General features: G+C 68.0%; 12 protein-coding genes. All 12 read left to right on the forward strand.

Annotated elements, in window-relative coordinates; all coding sequences use genetic code 11:
* Positions 1–28: 28 nt before the first annotated feature.
* The 12 genes from AC1ZV1_RS03955 (at position 29) to AC1ZV1_RS04010 (ending at position 13,795) form a co-directional block, all read left to right on the forward strand.
* Positions 29–2,164 (forward strand): acetate--CoA ligase family protein, encoded by a 2,136-nt coding sequence (locus tag AC1ZV1_RS03955; protein ID WP_484295594.1) that lies wholly within the window; start codon positions 29–31, stop codon positions 2,162–2,164.
* On the forward strand, positions 2,148–3,029 hold the full coding sequence (locus AC1ZV1_RS03960; RefSeq protein WP_484295595.1) for a MaoC/PaaZ C-terminal domain-containing protein: 882 nt from the start codon (positions 2,148–2,150) through the stop codon (positions 3,027–3,029). The genes AC1ZV1_RS03955 and AC1ZV1_RS03960 overlap by 17 nt, the downstream gene beginning before the upstream one ends.
* Before the next feature lie 39 nt (positions 3,030–3,068).
* The gene (locus AC1ZV1_RS03965) at positions 3,069–4,439 is read left to right on the forward strand and encodes an MFS transporter (protein ID WP_484295596.1); all 1,371 of its coding nucleotides are present in this window, start codon (positions 3,069–3,071) and stop codon (positions 4,437–4,439) included.
* A gap of 50 nt (positions 4,440–4,489) precedes the next feature.
* Positions 4,490–4,894: a PaaI family thioesterase gene (locus AC1ZV1_RS03970; protein ID WP_484297498.1), complete on the forward strand. Its 405-nt coding sequence runs from the start codon at positions 4,490–4,492 to the stop codon at positions 4,892–4,894.
* Positions 4,895–4,898: 4 nt separating this feature from the next.
* Entirely contained in the window at positions 4,899–5,957 is a 1,059-nt protein-coding gene (locus AC1ZV1_RS03975) for an acyl-CoA dehydrogenase family protein (protein WP_484295597.1), read from the forward strand.
* Between the two features lie 8 nt (positions 5,958–5,965).
* A complete protein-coding gene (locus AC1ZV1_RS03980; protein ID WP_484297499.1) occupies positions 5,966–6,721 on the forward strand; it encodes an enoyl-CoA hydratase/isomerase family protein in 756 nt (251 codons plus the stop codon).
* Between the two features lie 16 nt (positions 6,722–6,737).
* Positions 6,738–7,883, forward strand: coding sequence for an acyl-CoA dehydrogenase family protein (locus AC1ZV1_RS03985; protein WP_484295598.1), 1,146 nt, complete (start codon positions 6,738–6,740; stop codon positions 7,881–7,883).
* A gap of 49 nt (positions 7,884–7,932) precedes the next feature.
* Positions 7,933–8,850 carry an SDR family NAD(P)-dependent oxidoreductase gene (locus tag AC1ZV1_RS03990; protein ID WP_484295599.1) on the forward strand — a complete coding sequence of 306 codons (918 nt, stop codon included), beginning with the start codon at positions 7,933–7,935 and terminating at the stop codon, positions 8,848–8,850.
* Between the two features lie 19 nt (positions 8,851–8,869).
* Positions 8,870–9,847 (forward strand): NADH:ubiquinone reductase, encoded by a 978-nt coding sequence (locus AC1ZV1_RS03995; RefSeq protein WP_484295600.1) that lies wholly within the window; start codon positions 8,870–8,872, stop codon positions 9,845–9,847.
* A gap of 246 nt (positions 9,848–10,093) precedes the next feature.
* On the forward strand, positions 10,094–11,344 hold the full coding sequence (locus AC1ZV1_RS04000) for an OprD family porin (protein ID WP_484295601.1): 1,251 nt from the start codon (positions 10,094–10,096) through the stop codon (positions 11,342–11,344).
* 121 nt (positions 11,345–11,465) lie between these two features.
* Positions 11,466–12,149, forward strand: coding sequence for a TetR family transcriptional regulator (locus AC1ZV1_RS04005; RefSeq protein WP_484295602.1), 684 nt, complete (start codon positions 11,466–11,468; stop codon positions 12,147–12,149).
* Entirely contained in the window at positions 12,146–13,795 is a 1,650-nt protein-coding gene (locus tag AC1ZV1_RS04010; RefSeq protein ID WP_484295603.1) for an acyl-CoA dehydrogenase family protein, read from the forward strand. Before AC1ZV1_RS04005 ends, AC1ZV1_RS04010 begins: the two co-directional genes overlap by 4 nt.
* Positions 13,796–13,931: the final 136 nt, after the last annotated feature.

Here is a 13,931-nt window from a genome sequence, read left to right on the forward strand (position 1 = left end):
CACCCGCTACTTGTTCAGGTGGAACGTCATGTCCGTGAGTCACGTGCAACACACCGGTTTCTCCAGCCTTACCCCTTTGGTGCAGCCGCGCTCGGTAGCCGTGGTCGGCGCTTCCAGTGACCCGCACCGCATTGGCGGCCGTCCCATCGCCTACATGCTGCGCAACGGTTTCACCGGGCGCATCCTGCCGGTGAACCCCAACCGCACCGAGATCCAGGGCCTGCCGGCCTACGCCAGCGTCGACGCGCTGCCTGAAGCGCCGGACGTGGCGATCATCGCAGTGCCCGCGCCGCAGGTGCTGGAAACTGTCCAGGCGCTGGGTCGCAAGGGCGCGCGCAGCGCCATCGTGTTCTCCTCCGGCTTCAGCGAAGTCGGCGAGGAGGGCGTGGCCATGCAGGACGCCATCGTCGACGCCGCCCGTGCGGAGAACATGCGCCTGTTGGGGCCGAACGCGCTGGGCGTGTTCAACGCCAACCTGGGCTACTACGCCTTCTTCTCCACCAGCCTGGAACGCGGCATCCCGCTGGCCGGGCGGGTCGGCATCGCCACCCAGTCCGGCGCCTACGGCGCGCACCTGCTGGGCCTGTCGCGGCAGCGCGGGCTGGGTACGCCGATCTGCGTCGCCACCGGCAACGAAGCCGACGTCACCCTGGGCGACGCCATCGGCTGGCTGGTGGAGTCGCCGGAGATCGACGTGGTGATGGCCTACGCCGAATCCATCCGCAACGTCGACAGCTTCCTCGCCGCCCTCGAAGCAGCCCACCGCGCCGGCAAGCCGGTGATCCTGCACAAGGTCGGGCGCAGCGAACTGGGCGGCCGCGCGGCCATGTCCCACACCGCCTCCCTGGCCGGCGACGACAAGGTGCTCGACGCGGTGCTGGCCGACTACGCGGTGGTTCGCGCGCGCACCACCGAGGAACTGGTGGACATCGCCTACCTCGCCACCCAGCGCATCTACCCGGTGAACAACAGCCTGGGGATGATCACTGTCAGCGGCGGCGCCGGCATCATCGTCAGCGACGCCGCCGAGGACGTCGGCCTGCCCATGCCGCCGATGCCCGAAGATGCCCAGGCGCGCCTGAAGCAGCGCCTGCACTACGCGTCGCCGCTCAACCCGGTGGACTGCACCGCCCAGGCGCTCAATGACCTGAGCCTGGTCCACGACTTCACCGAATCCATGGTGGTCGATGGCGGCTACCGCTCGCTGATCGCCTTTTTCACCCAGGCCGGCACCGCCGCCTCCATCGGCCCGCGCCTGGCCGAGCAGTTCGCGCGGATCAAGGGCGATCACCCGGACCGCCTGTTCGTGGTCTCGGTGATGGGCGAGGGCGAGGAGCTGGCGCCTTACCAGAAGGCCGGTTTCGCCCTGTTCGAGGACCCGACCCGCGCGGTGCGCGCCATCCAGGCCATGGGTCAGTTGGGCGAGGCCTTCGCCCGGCCGCTGCGCAGGATTCCCGCGCCTGGGGGTGTCGAGCTGCCGGCCAGCACGCCCGGTGAGGCCGAAGCCAAGCAGCTGCTGGCGCGCGCCGGCATCGAATCGGCGCCCGAGCGGGTGCTGAAAAGCGCGGCGGAAGCCGCCGCGTTCGCCGAGCAGATCGGCTTCCCGGTGGTGCTGAAGATCGCCTCGGCGGACATCCTGCACAAGTCGGAAATCGGCGGCGTGCTGCTCAACGTGAACAGTGGCCAGGCCGTGCGCGAGGGCTACGACCTGTTGCTGCAACGCGCCGCCGAGCACGCGCCGAACGCTCGCCTCGATGGCGTGCTGGTGGCGCGTCAACTGCAGGGCGGCGTGGAATGCTTCATGGGCATCCAGCGCGACCCGCAATTCGGTCCGGTAGCGCTGTTCGGGCTCGGCGGCATCTTCGTCGAGGTACTCAAGGACGTGGTGTTCCGCCGCTGCCCGTTCGGCGTCGACGAGGCCGAGCAGATGATCCGCAGCATCAAGGGCGCACCGCTGCTGCTGGGTGCTCGCGGTCGCCCGGTGACTGATATCAAGGCGCTGTCGCGGGTGCTGGCGCAGCTCTCGCAGTTCGCCGCCGAGGCTGGCCCGCGCCTGCGCTCGGTGGACCTCAACCCGGTCTTCGCCATGCCTGAAGGGCAGGGCGCCTGGGCCGCCGACGCGGTGCTGGACGTGGAGGAGGTGGCCCATGGCGCTGAATCCTGAGCACCTGCTGAACTACCCGATCCCGGAAGTGCGGCAGCGTTTCAGTCGCCGCGACAGCGCCTTCTATGCGCTGTCGGTGGGCCTCGGTGCGGACCCGATGGACGAGCACCAGCTGACCTTCGTCGATGCCAACCGTGACCTTCAGGCGCTGCCCTGCATGGCTGTCGTCCTCGGCCATCCGGGCTTCTGGCTGGGCAACCCGGATACCGGCGTCGACGCCCTGCGCCTGGTCCACGGCGAGCAGAGCATCGAGTGGCTGCGGCCGCTGCCGGTGGAGGGGGAAGTGATCGGCCGCACCCGCGTCACCGGCCTGGTCGACAAGGGCGCCGGCAAGGGGGCACTGCTCTACAGCGAGAAGGTTGTCAGCGACGCGCAGAGCGGCGAAGTGCTGGCGATTGCCCGTGGCACCACCTTCCTCCGCGGAGACGGTGGTTTCGGCGGCGACAGCCAGTCGTTGAGCCAGCCACACCGTCTGCCTGAACAGGCGCCGGACCTGGTCATCGACCTGCCGACCCGCCCCGAACAGGCGCTGCACTACCGCCTGAATGGCGACGACAACCCGATCCACGCCAGCCCGGTGGCAGCGGCGCGCGGAGGTTTCCCCAGGCCGATCCTGCATGGCCTGTGCACCCTTGGCGTGGCCTTCCATGCGCTGCTGCGCGGCGTCGCCGACTACCGCGCGGAACGCTTCGCCCATCTGCAGGTGCGCTTCTCCGCGCCGGTGTTCCCCGGCGAAACCCTGCGTACCGAAATCTGGAATGACGGTTCCTTCCGCACCCGCGTCGTCGAGCGCGACGTGGTGGTGCTGGACAACGGCCGCGTGCGCCTCACCCCGGACAGTGGAGAACGAACCGGGATGGCCTAGCGCGAAGACGACCTCAACCCACCTGCGAGAACAACAACAATGAACGCATCCGACAGCTTGGCCCAGGGCTCCGCGATACCGCGGCGGACCCTGGTGATCGCCTTCCTCTTCTGCTTCCTGGGTCTGCTCGCCGATGGCGCGGACCTGATGTTCCTCGCCTACAGCCTGAACAGCCTCAAGGCCGAGTTCGGCCTGTCCAACTTCGAGGCGGGTTCGCTCGGCAGCATCACCCTGGCCGGCATGGCCATCGGCGGCATCTACGGTGGCTGGGCGTGCGACCGATTCGGCCGGGTGCGCGTGGTGACCTGGACCATCCTGGTGTTCTCTCTGGGCACCGCGCTGCTGGGGATGGCCCACAACTACTGGGCCTTCGCGCTGATCCGCTTCGTCTCCTCGCTGGGCCTGGGCTCGCTGTTCGTCGCCTGCAACATCCTGATGTCCGAGTTCGTCACCGCCAAGTACCGCACCACCATCCTGGCGACCATGCAGGCTGGCTGGACCGTGGGCTACCTCGTGGCGACCGTGCTCGCCGGGCAGATCATCCCGGACTACGGCTGGCGTGCGCTGTTCTTCACCGCCATCGGCGCGGCGCTGATCTGCCTGGCGCTGCGCCCCTGGGTGCCGGAGTCGCCGTCCTGGCTGGCGGCTCGTGCGCAACGGCTGCAGCAGGCTGCCGGTAACCGCCGACAGAGCGCGCCCAGCGGCGGCATGCGCCAGTTGCTGGTCGATCCATCGACGCGACGCATGTTCCTGCTCTGGAGCATCACCTCATGCTTCCTGCTGTTCGGCTACTACGGCACCAACAACTGGATGCCCTCGTATCTGGAAAGCGAGCTGGGCATGAACTTCAAGTCCATGACCGGCTACATGGTCGGCACCTACACCGCGATGATTCTCGGCAAGGTGCTCGCCGGGATCGCCTCGGACCGCTTCGGCCGTCGCGCCACCTTCGCCGCCGGCGCCATCGGCACCGCCATCTTCATGCCGGTGATCGTGTTCTGGCATACGCCGGACAACATCGTCTGGATCCTCGCGCTGTTCGGCTTCATCTACGGCGTACCGGTGGGCGTGTTGGCCACCTACATGACCGAGAGCTTCTCCACCCAGGTGCGCGGTGCCGCCGTGGGGACTGCCTACAACCTCGGCCGCATCGGCGCGGCGGTGGCTCCGGCGGCCATCGGCCTGCTGGCCTCGCATGTGTCCATCGGCGCGGGCTTCCTGGTGATGGGCATCACCTACGTCATCACCGGCCTGGTTCCCGCGCTGTTCATCCCCAATCGCCTGTATGACCCGAACCGCGAGGCCCGCAGCCCGCATCCCGCTGCCGCCTCCACAGCGCCTGTGCGCCCGGCGGCACAAGCTGTGGCTCGCCCGGTGGGTCAGCCTGCCACGGAGGAAAGCGTCCGATGACCGATCTCACTGCCACCCCCGCCGCTGCATCTGTTGAGAGTGGGCTGGAGATGTTCCCCAGCGGCCGCTTCACCTTCCAGGAATTTCTGGGCCTGGAGCGCTGGATCGATGGCGACGTGGTGCGGGTGCGCCTGCGCCACCGCGCGGAGCTGATGAACTACATCGGCAGCTTCCACGGCGGCGTGCTGATGAGCGTGCTCGATGCCGCCATGGCCGGGGCGATTCGCGCGCAGTTGCCGGGTTGCTCGATGGTGACCATCGACATGGCGACCCACTTCATGGGCAGCACCAGCGGGGAGATCAATGCGGTCGGCCGGGTGCTGCGCCGGACCCGCACGCTGTGCTTCTGCGCGGCGGACATCTTCGACGAGGCCGGCGAGCTGATCGCCAGCGCTTCCGGCAGTTTCAAGTACCGGCCCGCGGCGGCCGGAGCTGTTCAACCGACACGGGAATGATGAAATGACCGACCACACCGCGATGGCCGAGGAACGCGAAGAGCGCCTGCGGATGATCCGTGACAGTGCCGCCTCCCTGGTGCCGCGTGGCGGCGACCTGGGACGGGTGCGCCGCCTGCGCTTCCAGCCGCAGGGCCTCGACCGCGACGCCTGGGCCGACATCTGCGCCATGGGCTGGCCGGGCCTGCGCCTGGCCGAAGAGCTGGGCGGCAGCGGCCTGGGCATGAGCGAGTACACCGCGCTGCTGGAAGAGCTCGGACGCGGTCTGCTGCCCGAACCGCTGATCGAGGCGAGCCTGGTCGCTCCCTTGCTGCCGGCGGACGAGCGCGATGCGCTGCTGGCCGGCGAGCGGCTGATCCTGCCCGCCGGCATCGGCTACGAAGCCGGCGCCGCCTTGCCGGTGCTGCATGACGGCCAGTTGCGCGGCGAGATCGCCCATGTGGCGCTGGGCGCCGCGGCGGATGTCTGGCTGGTGGCCTGCAATGCCGGCCTCGCCCTGGTGCAGCGCAACGCCGAAGGCGTGAGCGTTCATCAGGAACCAACCCAGGATGGTGGCCATCTGGCGCGCCTGCGCTTCGACGGCACGCCCGCGCAGCTTGTCGACGCCGGGCCCGCCGCCCTCGACGAATCCGCCCTGGCCTGCGCCGCCTATCTGGTCGGGCTGATGGACGCGGCCTTCGAACAAACCCGCGACTACCTCGGCGTGCGCCGCCAGTTCGGCCGCGAGATCGGCAGCTTCCAGTCGCTGCAGCACCGCATGGTCGACTTGAAGCTGCAGATCGAACTGGCCCGCGCCATCGTCGGCGAAGCGGCCACCGCGCTGGACGACGGCGCACCGACCGCGCAGGTGCAGCGCCTGGTGTCCACCGCCAAGGTGCGTGCCGCCGAAGCGGCCATGCTGGTCACCCGCCAGGCGATCCAGCTGCACGGCGGCATCGGCTACACCGACGAGGCCGACATCGGGCTGTTCCTGCGCCGCGCCATGGTGCTGCTGAACAGCCAGGGTTCGCTGGCCTTCCACCGGGCGCGCTACATCGCCCTGCCGCATGCGGAGGTGGCGTGATGAGCGAGATGCTGCTGCAGGAAACCCACGGTTCGGTGCGGCTCCTGCGCTTCAACAATCCGGCGCGGCGCAACGCGCTGTCCCCTGCACTGCGTGCCGAGCTGCTCGAGGCGCTGCGTGATGCGGACGTCGATCCCGCCGTGCGCAGCGTGGTCCTCACCGGTTCGCCGGAAGTCTTCAGCGCCGGTGGCGACCTTAGCGACATGCACGTCACCGACCTCAACGCCGGCCGTGTGCGCATGCAGAAGAACGCCGACCTGATCCGCCAGATGCTGCGCATGGGCAAGCCGATCATCGCCGCCATCGAAGGCTGGGCGGTGGGCGCCGGGCTGTCGGTGGCGCTGGCCTGCGACAGCCTGGTGTGCGGCGGCACGGCGCGCTTTGCTGCCGGCTTCGGCAAGGTTGGATTGATTGCTGACCTGGGCCAACTGCATACCCTGCCGGCGCGCATCGGCATCGGTCGCGCGCGGCAGGTGCTGATGTTCGGCCAGGTCATCGACGCCGAGGAAGCGCTGCGCATCGGCCTGGTCGATCAGCTCTGCGCGCCGGGGGCTGCGCTGGATGCGGCGCTGGCGCTGGCCGCGAAGGTCGAGCAGCAGGCACCGCTACCGCTGGCGCTGACCAAGGCCCTGCTCGCCGACGGCCTGGAACTGCTGCTCGAGCGCGAGGGCGATTTCCAGAGCCAGCTGTTCCTCAGCGCCGACCACGCCGAAGGCAAGGCGGCTTTCCTCGAAAAACGTTCCCCGAATTTCCGGGGCCAGTAATCAAGAGAGCAGTGACATGACCGATTACAACGCCCTGGGCGATGACGAATTCCGCCGGCTGGTGCGCGACTGGCTTGCCGCCAACTACCCGCAGCGCATCCGCAACCCGGCGCACCGCCTGGGTCGCGACGACACCTGGGAGTGGTACCAGGCACTGTCGAAGCAGGGGTGGCTGTGCCCCGGCTGGCCGGTGCAGTTCGGCGGCATGGGACTCGCCGCCGGCAAGCAACTGATCATGATCGAGGAGATGGAAAACTACGGCTGCGCGCGCCTGCCCGACAGCGGCATCACCATGCTCGGCCCGCTGCTGATCCGCTACGGCACCGATGCCCAGCGCGAGCGCTTCCTGCCGCGCATCTTGAGCGGCGAGGACATCTGGTGCCAGGGCTACAGCGAGCCCAACGCCGGCTCCGATCTCGCCAGCTTGCGCACCGAGGCGGTACTGCGTGACGGCGAGTGGGTCATCAATGGCCAGAAAACCTGGACCACCATGGGCACCGAGGCCAACTGGATCTTCGTGCTGGCGCGCACCGAGCGTAGCGCCAAGGCGCAGCAGGGCATCAGCTTCCTGCTGGTGCCGATGGACAGCCCCGGCGTCGAGGTGCGGCCGATCCTCAACCTGGAACTGCAGGGCGAGTTCTGCGAGGTGTTCTTCAACGACGTGCGTGTGCCGGAGGAGAACCTCGTCGGCGCGGTCAACCACGGCTGGGGCATGGCCAAGGCGCTGCTGGGCTTCGAACGCATCTTCCTCGGCTCGCCCAAGCAGGCCACGTTTGCCCTCGAACGCCTGGTGCGCCTGGCTCGTCACCAGGGCCTCTGGGACGACCCGGTGTTCGCCCAGCGTTTCGCCGCGCTGAGCATGGACCTGGACTGCCACAAGGCGCTCTACGAGTGCTTCGCCGAACGCCTGCGGCGCGGCGAGGAACTGGGCCCGGACGTTTCCCTGCTGAAGATCCACCAGTCCGAGCTGTACCAGCGCATCAGCGAGCTGGGGCTGGAGATCGCAGGCCTCGATTCGGCCCTGCTCAACCCGTTTGCCGACGATGCCGAGTTGCACCCGGCCGGCATTTTCATCCAGTCGCGGCCGACCACCATCTACGGCGGCACCAACGAGATCCAGCGCAACATCCTGGCCAAGGCCTTGCTCGGCCTGCCGAGCTGATCGCGCGCGTAACCAACTTTCTGATTGAACGAACAGTAAGGAATTAGCGATGACCCAACGACTCAACGAAGGCAAGGTAGCGATCGTCACTGGCGCCGGCGGCGGCATTGGCCGCGAGATCGCCCTGGCCCTGGCCGACAGCGGCGCGCGGGTGCTGATCAACGACATCGGCGTGTCCCTGCAGGGCGAGGGCGGCTCGGCTTCCCCGGCCGAAGAAACCCTCGGGCTGATCCGCCAGCGCGGTGGCGACGGCGCGATCAACACCGACAGCGTGTCGGACTGGGACAGCGCCCGGCGCATCGTCTCCAGCGCCATCGATGCCTTCGGCCGCGTCGACATCGTGGTGAACAACGCCGGCATCCTGCGCGACACCATCTTCCACAAGATGAGCGCCGAGGACTGGCTGTCGGTGATCAACGTGCACCTCAATGGCAGTTTCTTCGTCAGCCGCGCCGCTGCCGAGCACTTCCGCGCGCAGAACAGCGGCGCCTTCGTGCACATGACCAGCACCTCGGGGCTGATCGGCAACTTCGGCCAGGCCAACTACTCGGCGGCCAAGCTGGGCATCGTCGCGCTGAGCAAGTCCATCGCCCTCGACATGCAGCGCTACAACGTGCGCTCCAACTGCATCGCGCCCTTCGCCTGGAGCCGCATGACCGACTCCATCCCGGCCGAGACGCCGGAGCAGAAGGCGCGGGTGGAAAACCTGCAGCGCATGACGCCCGACAAGAACGCGCCGCTGGCCGTGTACCTCGCCTCCGACGCCGCCAGTGCGGTCAACGGCCAGGTGTTCGCCGCGCGCAACCACGAACTCTTCCTGATGAGCCAGAGCCGCCCGCTGCGCAGCGTGCACAGCGACAATGGCTGGACCCCGCAGAGCATCGCCGAGCACGGCATGCCCGCGCTGCGCGGCAGCTTCATGGACCTGGCGCGCAGCCCGGACGTGTTCTCCTGGGACCCGATCTGACCCTTCTGAGGACAGGCGCATGTTCAAGACCCGATTCACCGAAACCTTCGGCGTGCGGCACCCCATCATGCAGGGCGGCATGCAGTGGGTGGGGCGTGCCGAGATGGCCGCGGCAGTGGCCAACGCCGGCGGGCTGGCGACGCTCTCGGCGCTGACCCAGCCGACCCCGCAGGCGCTGGCCGACGAGATCGCACGTTGCCGCGAACTCACCGACCAGCCTTTCGGCGTGAACCTCACGCTGCTGCCGACGCAGAAGCCGATCCCTTACGCGGAATACCGCGCGGCGATCATCGAGGGCGGCATCCGCGTGGTGGAGACCGCGGGCAACAACCCCGGCGAGCACATCGCCGAGTTCCGCCAGCACGGCATCAGGGTGATCCACAAATGCACCGCCGTGCGCCATGCGCTCAAGGCCGAGCAACTGGGTGTCGATGCGGTATCCATCGACGGCTTCGAGTGCGCCGGCCATCCGGGGGAGGACGACATCCCCGGTCTGGTCCTGCTGCCGGCGGCGGCCAACCGGCTGCGCGTGCCGATCATCGCCTCCGGTGGTTTCGCCGACGGCCGCGGACTGGTGGCGGCGCTGGCGCTGGGGGCTGACGCGATCAACATGGGCACGCGGTTCCTCAGCACCCGCGAGTGCCCGATCCACCCGCAGGTCAAGGCGGCCATCCGCACCGCGGACGAGCGCTCCACGGATGTGATCATGCGTTCGCTGCGCAACAGTGCACGGGTCGCGCGCAACGCCATCAGCCAGGAAGTACTGGCCATCGAGGCACGCGGCAACGCCACCTATGCCGACATCGCCACGCTGGTCAGCGGCCTGCGCGGGCGCACCGTCTACGAGCAGGGTGACACCGACCTGGGAATCTGGTCGGCGGGCATGGTCCAGGGCCTGATCGATGACGAACCCAGCTGCGAGGAGTTGCTGCGCGACATCGTCGAGCAGGCCCGACAGCTGATCCGCCAGCGACTGGAGGGGCTGCTCATCCAGTGATTTTCAATCTGGCGGCTTGGGAGCAAGCGTTTCTTCCGGACGCCTGTGCCTGGGCTTTCCCTCTCCCCCCGCCCTCTCCCTGAAGGGAGAGGGAGCTGTCCGTGCCGGCTGACGCCAAGGTTTCAACCTGCACCGAACGGTCCCCTCTCCCTTCAGGGAGAGGGTTAGGGAGAGGGAATGGGCCTGCACGGACTTTCATGAAGCAGCGCCGCCGCCTTCACCTCACCTGACGAAGAGACAACAACAATGAAAAATCTTCCCGTACGGGCGCTCGTGTCGAGCTTCGCCTGCCTGCCCCTGTTCGCCCACGCGGACTTCATCGCGGACAGCAAGGCCAACCTGGAACTGCGCAATTTCTATTTCAACCGCGACTACCGCCAGAGCGGTGCCGCGCAGTCGAAATCCGAGGAGTGGGCGCAGGGTTTCCTGCTGCGCTTCGAGTCGGGCTACACCGAGGGAACGGTTGGCGTGGGCGTCGACGCGCTCGGCCTGCTGGGGATCAAGCTGGACTCCAGCCCGGATCGCACCGGCTCCGGCCTGCTGCCGTACTCGGCCAGCGACAAGCGTGCCGCCGACGACTACAGCGACCTGGGCGTGACCGCCAAGCTGCGCGCGTCGAAGAGCACCCTGAAGGTCGGCACGCTCCTGCCGAAGATGCCGGTGGTGCAGTACAACGACACCCGCCTGCACCCGCAGACCTTCCAGGGCGGCCTCGCCGAGATCAACGAGATCGACGGCCTTGCCGTCCAGCTTGGCCAGTTGCGCCAGGTGAAGCAGCGCGACTCGACGGACGATGAAGACCTGTCGATGACCCGCGGCAACAAGCGCAACATCGTGCTCGGCAGCCACAGCAGCAGCGACCGCTTCAACCTCGCCGGCGGCACCTACCGCTGGACCGACAACCTCAGCACCAGCTACCACTATGGCGGCCTGGAGAACTTCTACCGCCAGCACTACCTCGGCCTGGTGCACACCTTGCCGATCGCCGAGGGCCAGTCGCTCAAGTCGGATATCCGCTGGGCGCGCTCCACTGATGACGGTGGCAGCAATGTCGACAACCGCGCGCTCAACGCACTCTTCACCTACCGCATCGGTGGCAGCGGCATCGGTGTCGGCTACCAGCGCATGTCCGGCGACACCGGTTTCGCCTACCTCAGCGGCACCGACCCGTACCTGACCAACTTCGTGCAGATCGGCGACTTCGCCAACAAGGACGAGCGCTCCTGGCAGGTGCGTTACGACTACGACTTCGCTGGCCTCGGTCTGCCCGGCCTGACGTTCATGACCCGCTACCTGCAGGGCAACCACATCGACCTGTTGAACGGCCAGGGGCGCGGCAAGGAGTGGGAGCGCGACACCGATATCGGCTATGTGGTGCAGACCGGCCCGCTGAAGAACCTCGGTTTCAAGGTGCGCAACGGCGCCTTCCGCAGTGACTTCGGCAATGACATCGACGAGACGCGGGTCATCGTCAGCTACCAGATGCCGCTCTGGTAACCCTCCGCATGGGCGGTGGCGGTTTGGCCAGAATCGCCCCGCCCGTGGCGGGAATGTCCCTTCCAGTAAAAGTCTGAACCATGATTCACTGCTTTTCATGCAGTGAACCCGGATTCAGATCATGGCTTATCGACACTCTCCAGCGCGGCTGCAAAGGGACAGCGAGCTGCGCGAACGCATCCTCAAGCTGGCATTGGTGCGGGTCGTCGACGGTGGATTCGCCGCGCTGACCATGCAGAGCCTGGCGGACGACGCCGGCATCGCCACCGGCAGTCTTTACCGACACTTCAGCGGCAAGGGCGAACTGGCCGCCGAGGTCTTCGCTCGTGCCAGCCAGCGCGAAGTCGATACGCTGGGCGCGCTGCTGAAAGCCTCCGGCAGCGCCGCCGAGCGCCTGAACCGGGGCCTGCATCAGTTTGCCGCCCGTGCCTGGGGCAGCCGTCAGCTGGCGTTCGCCCTGATCGCCGAACCGGTCGACCCGGAAGTGGACGAGCAGCGCCTGATCTACCGCGAAGCCTACGCCGCGCTGTTCGTCACCCTGCTGGAGCAGGGCATCGCCGCCGGCGAGTTCCAGCCGCAACCGGTGCAACTGACCGCCGCGTGCCTGGTCGGCGCCATCGCCGAAGCCCTGATCGGCCCGCTTTCGCCGCCGGCCCGCGCTGCGCGGGATGCCGGTCATTCCGCCGTTTCCCTGGAGGACGTCAGCGACGCCCTCGCCAGCTTCTGCCTGCGCGCCGTCGGCGCGTCCACCTCTGTTCTGCCTACGCCTGCAACGCCCACGCCTGTTAAGGAGGACCAGCCATGATCCCGCACCAGTACGCCGAAACCCACGAAGTGACCAACCAGGTGCCGCCGCTGGATGGCGCCAACCTCTATCGCGTCGACGTGCCGCTGCAGGAATGGGTGCGCCGCTACGACGGCGGCTGGGCCGAGCAGCAGCTCGATGCCTATGGCGCGCTGGCCGGTGGGCCGCTGATGGCGGCGGGCTTCCTCGCCAACGAGAACAAACCGGTGTTCAAGTCCCACGACCGCTTCGGCCACCGCGTCGACCTGGTGGAGTTCCACCCGGCCTACCACGAGCTGATGCGGGCGGCCATCGAGGCCGGCATCCCGTCCATGCCCTGGACCGATCCGCGTTCCGGTGCCCATGTCGCCCGCGCCGGGATGAGCTACCTGCACAGCCAGGCCGAGGCCGGCACCGGTTGCCCGCTGACCATGACCTTCGCCAGCGTGCCGGCCCTGCGCCTGCAGCCGGACCTCGCCGAGACGTGGCTGCCGAAGATCCTCTCCACCAAATACGATCCGCGCAACCTGCCCATCGAACAGAAGACCGGCGCCACCATCGGCATGGCCATGACCGAAAAGCAGGGCGGCACCGACGTGCGCGCCAACACCACGCGCGCCTACCCGGTGGGTATTCCCGGTCCGGGCCAGGCGTACGAGCTGGTCGGCCACAAGTGGTTCTGCTCGGCGCCCATGTGCGATGCCTTCCTCACCCTGGCCTACACCGACAAGGGCCTGACCTGCTTCCTGCTGCCGCGCCATCGCCCGGACGGCAGCCGCAACGAGTTCTACATCCAGCGCCTGAAGAACAAGCTGGGCAACTGGTCCAACGCCTCCAGCGAAGTGGAATACCGCGGCGCGTTGGCCTGGATGGTCGGCGAGGAAGGCCGCGGCGTACCCACCATCATCGAGATGGTCGCCATGACCCGCTTCGACTGCATGGTCGGCTCCAGCTCGCTGATGCGCCAGGCGCTGACCCAGGCCGCGCATCACTGCGCCTACCGTCAGGTCGGCGGCCGCGTGCTGGCCGAACAGCCGCTGATGCAGAACGTGCTGGCCGACCTCGCCCTGGAAAGCGAGGCCGCGCTGGCGCTGACCCTGCGCATGGGCCGTGCCCTCGACCACCTGCACGACGAGCAGGAAGACAAGTTCGCCCGCCTGGTCACCGCCGTGGGCAAGTACTGGATCTGCAAGCGCGCCCCCGCGATGATCAACGAGGCCGCCGAGTGCCTGGGCGGCGCTGGCTACGTCGAGGACACCATCCTCCCGCGCCTGTACCGCGAGGCGCCGGTCAACTCCACCTGGGAAGGCTCGGGCAACGTGCAGTGCCTGGACGTGCTGCGTGCCCTGTCGAAGGAGCCGGGCGTGCTCGACGCGCTGTTCACCGAACTGGGCGACGGGCATGGCGACGCGCGCCTGGCCTCGTTCATCGGCAACCTCAAGGCGTCCTTCGCCGACACGAACGACATCCAGTACCGCGCGCGCCAGCTCACCGAAAACGTCGCCATCGCCCTGCAGGCCAAGCTGCTGCTGGAGGCGGGCAATTCGGTGGTCTCCGACGCCTTCATCGCCAGCCGCCTGGGCGACGGCGGCCGCGTCTACGGCACCCTGCCGCGCGGAGTGGATGTGGAGGCGCTGGTGGCGCGGGCAACGCCGCACCTGGTGTGAGGCGCAGGGGCGGGGCTACCTGGCCCCGCCCTCTGGCTGTCACGGGCCGCAAGGTCTGTCATCGGCACTCACGGACGCGGATTCTGTCTTAGGCTTTCTCAAACCCTTCCGCTCGTCTTGCCGGTTCGGAATCTGT

It is taken from the genome of Pseudomonas sp. BB438 (genome assembly GCF_057180225.1).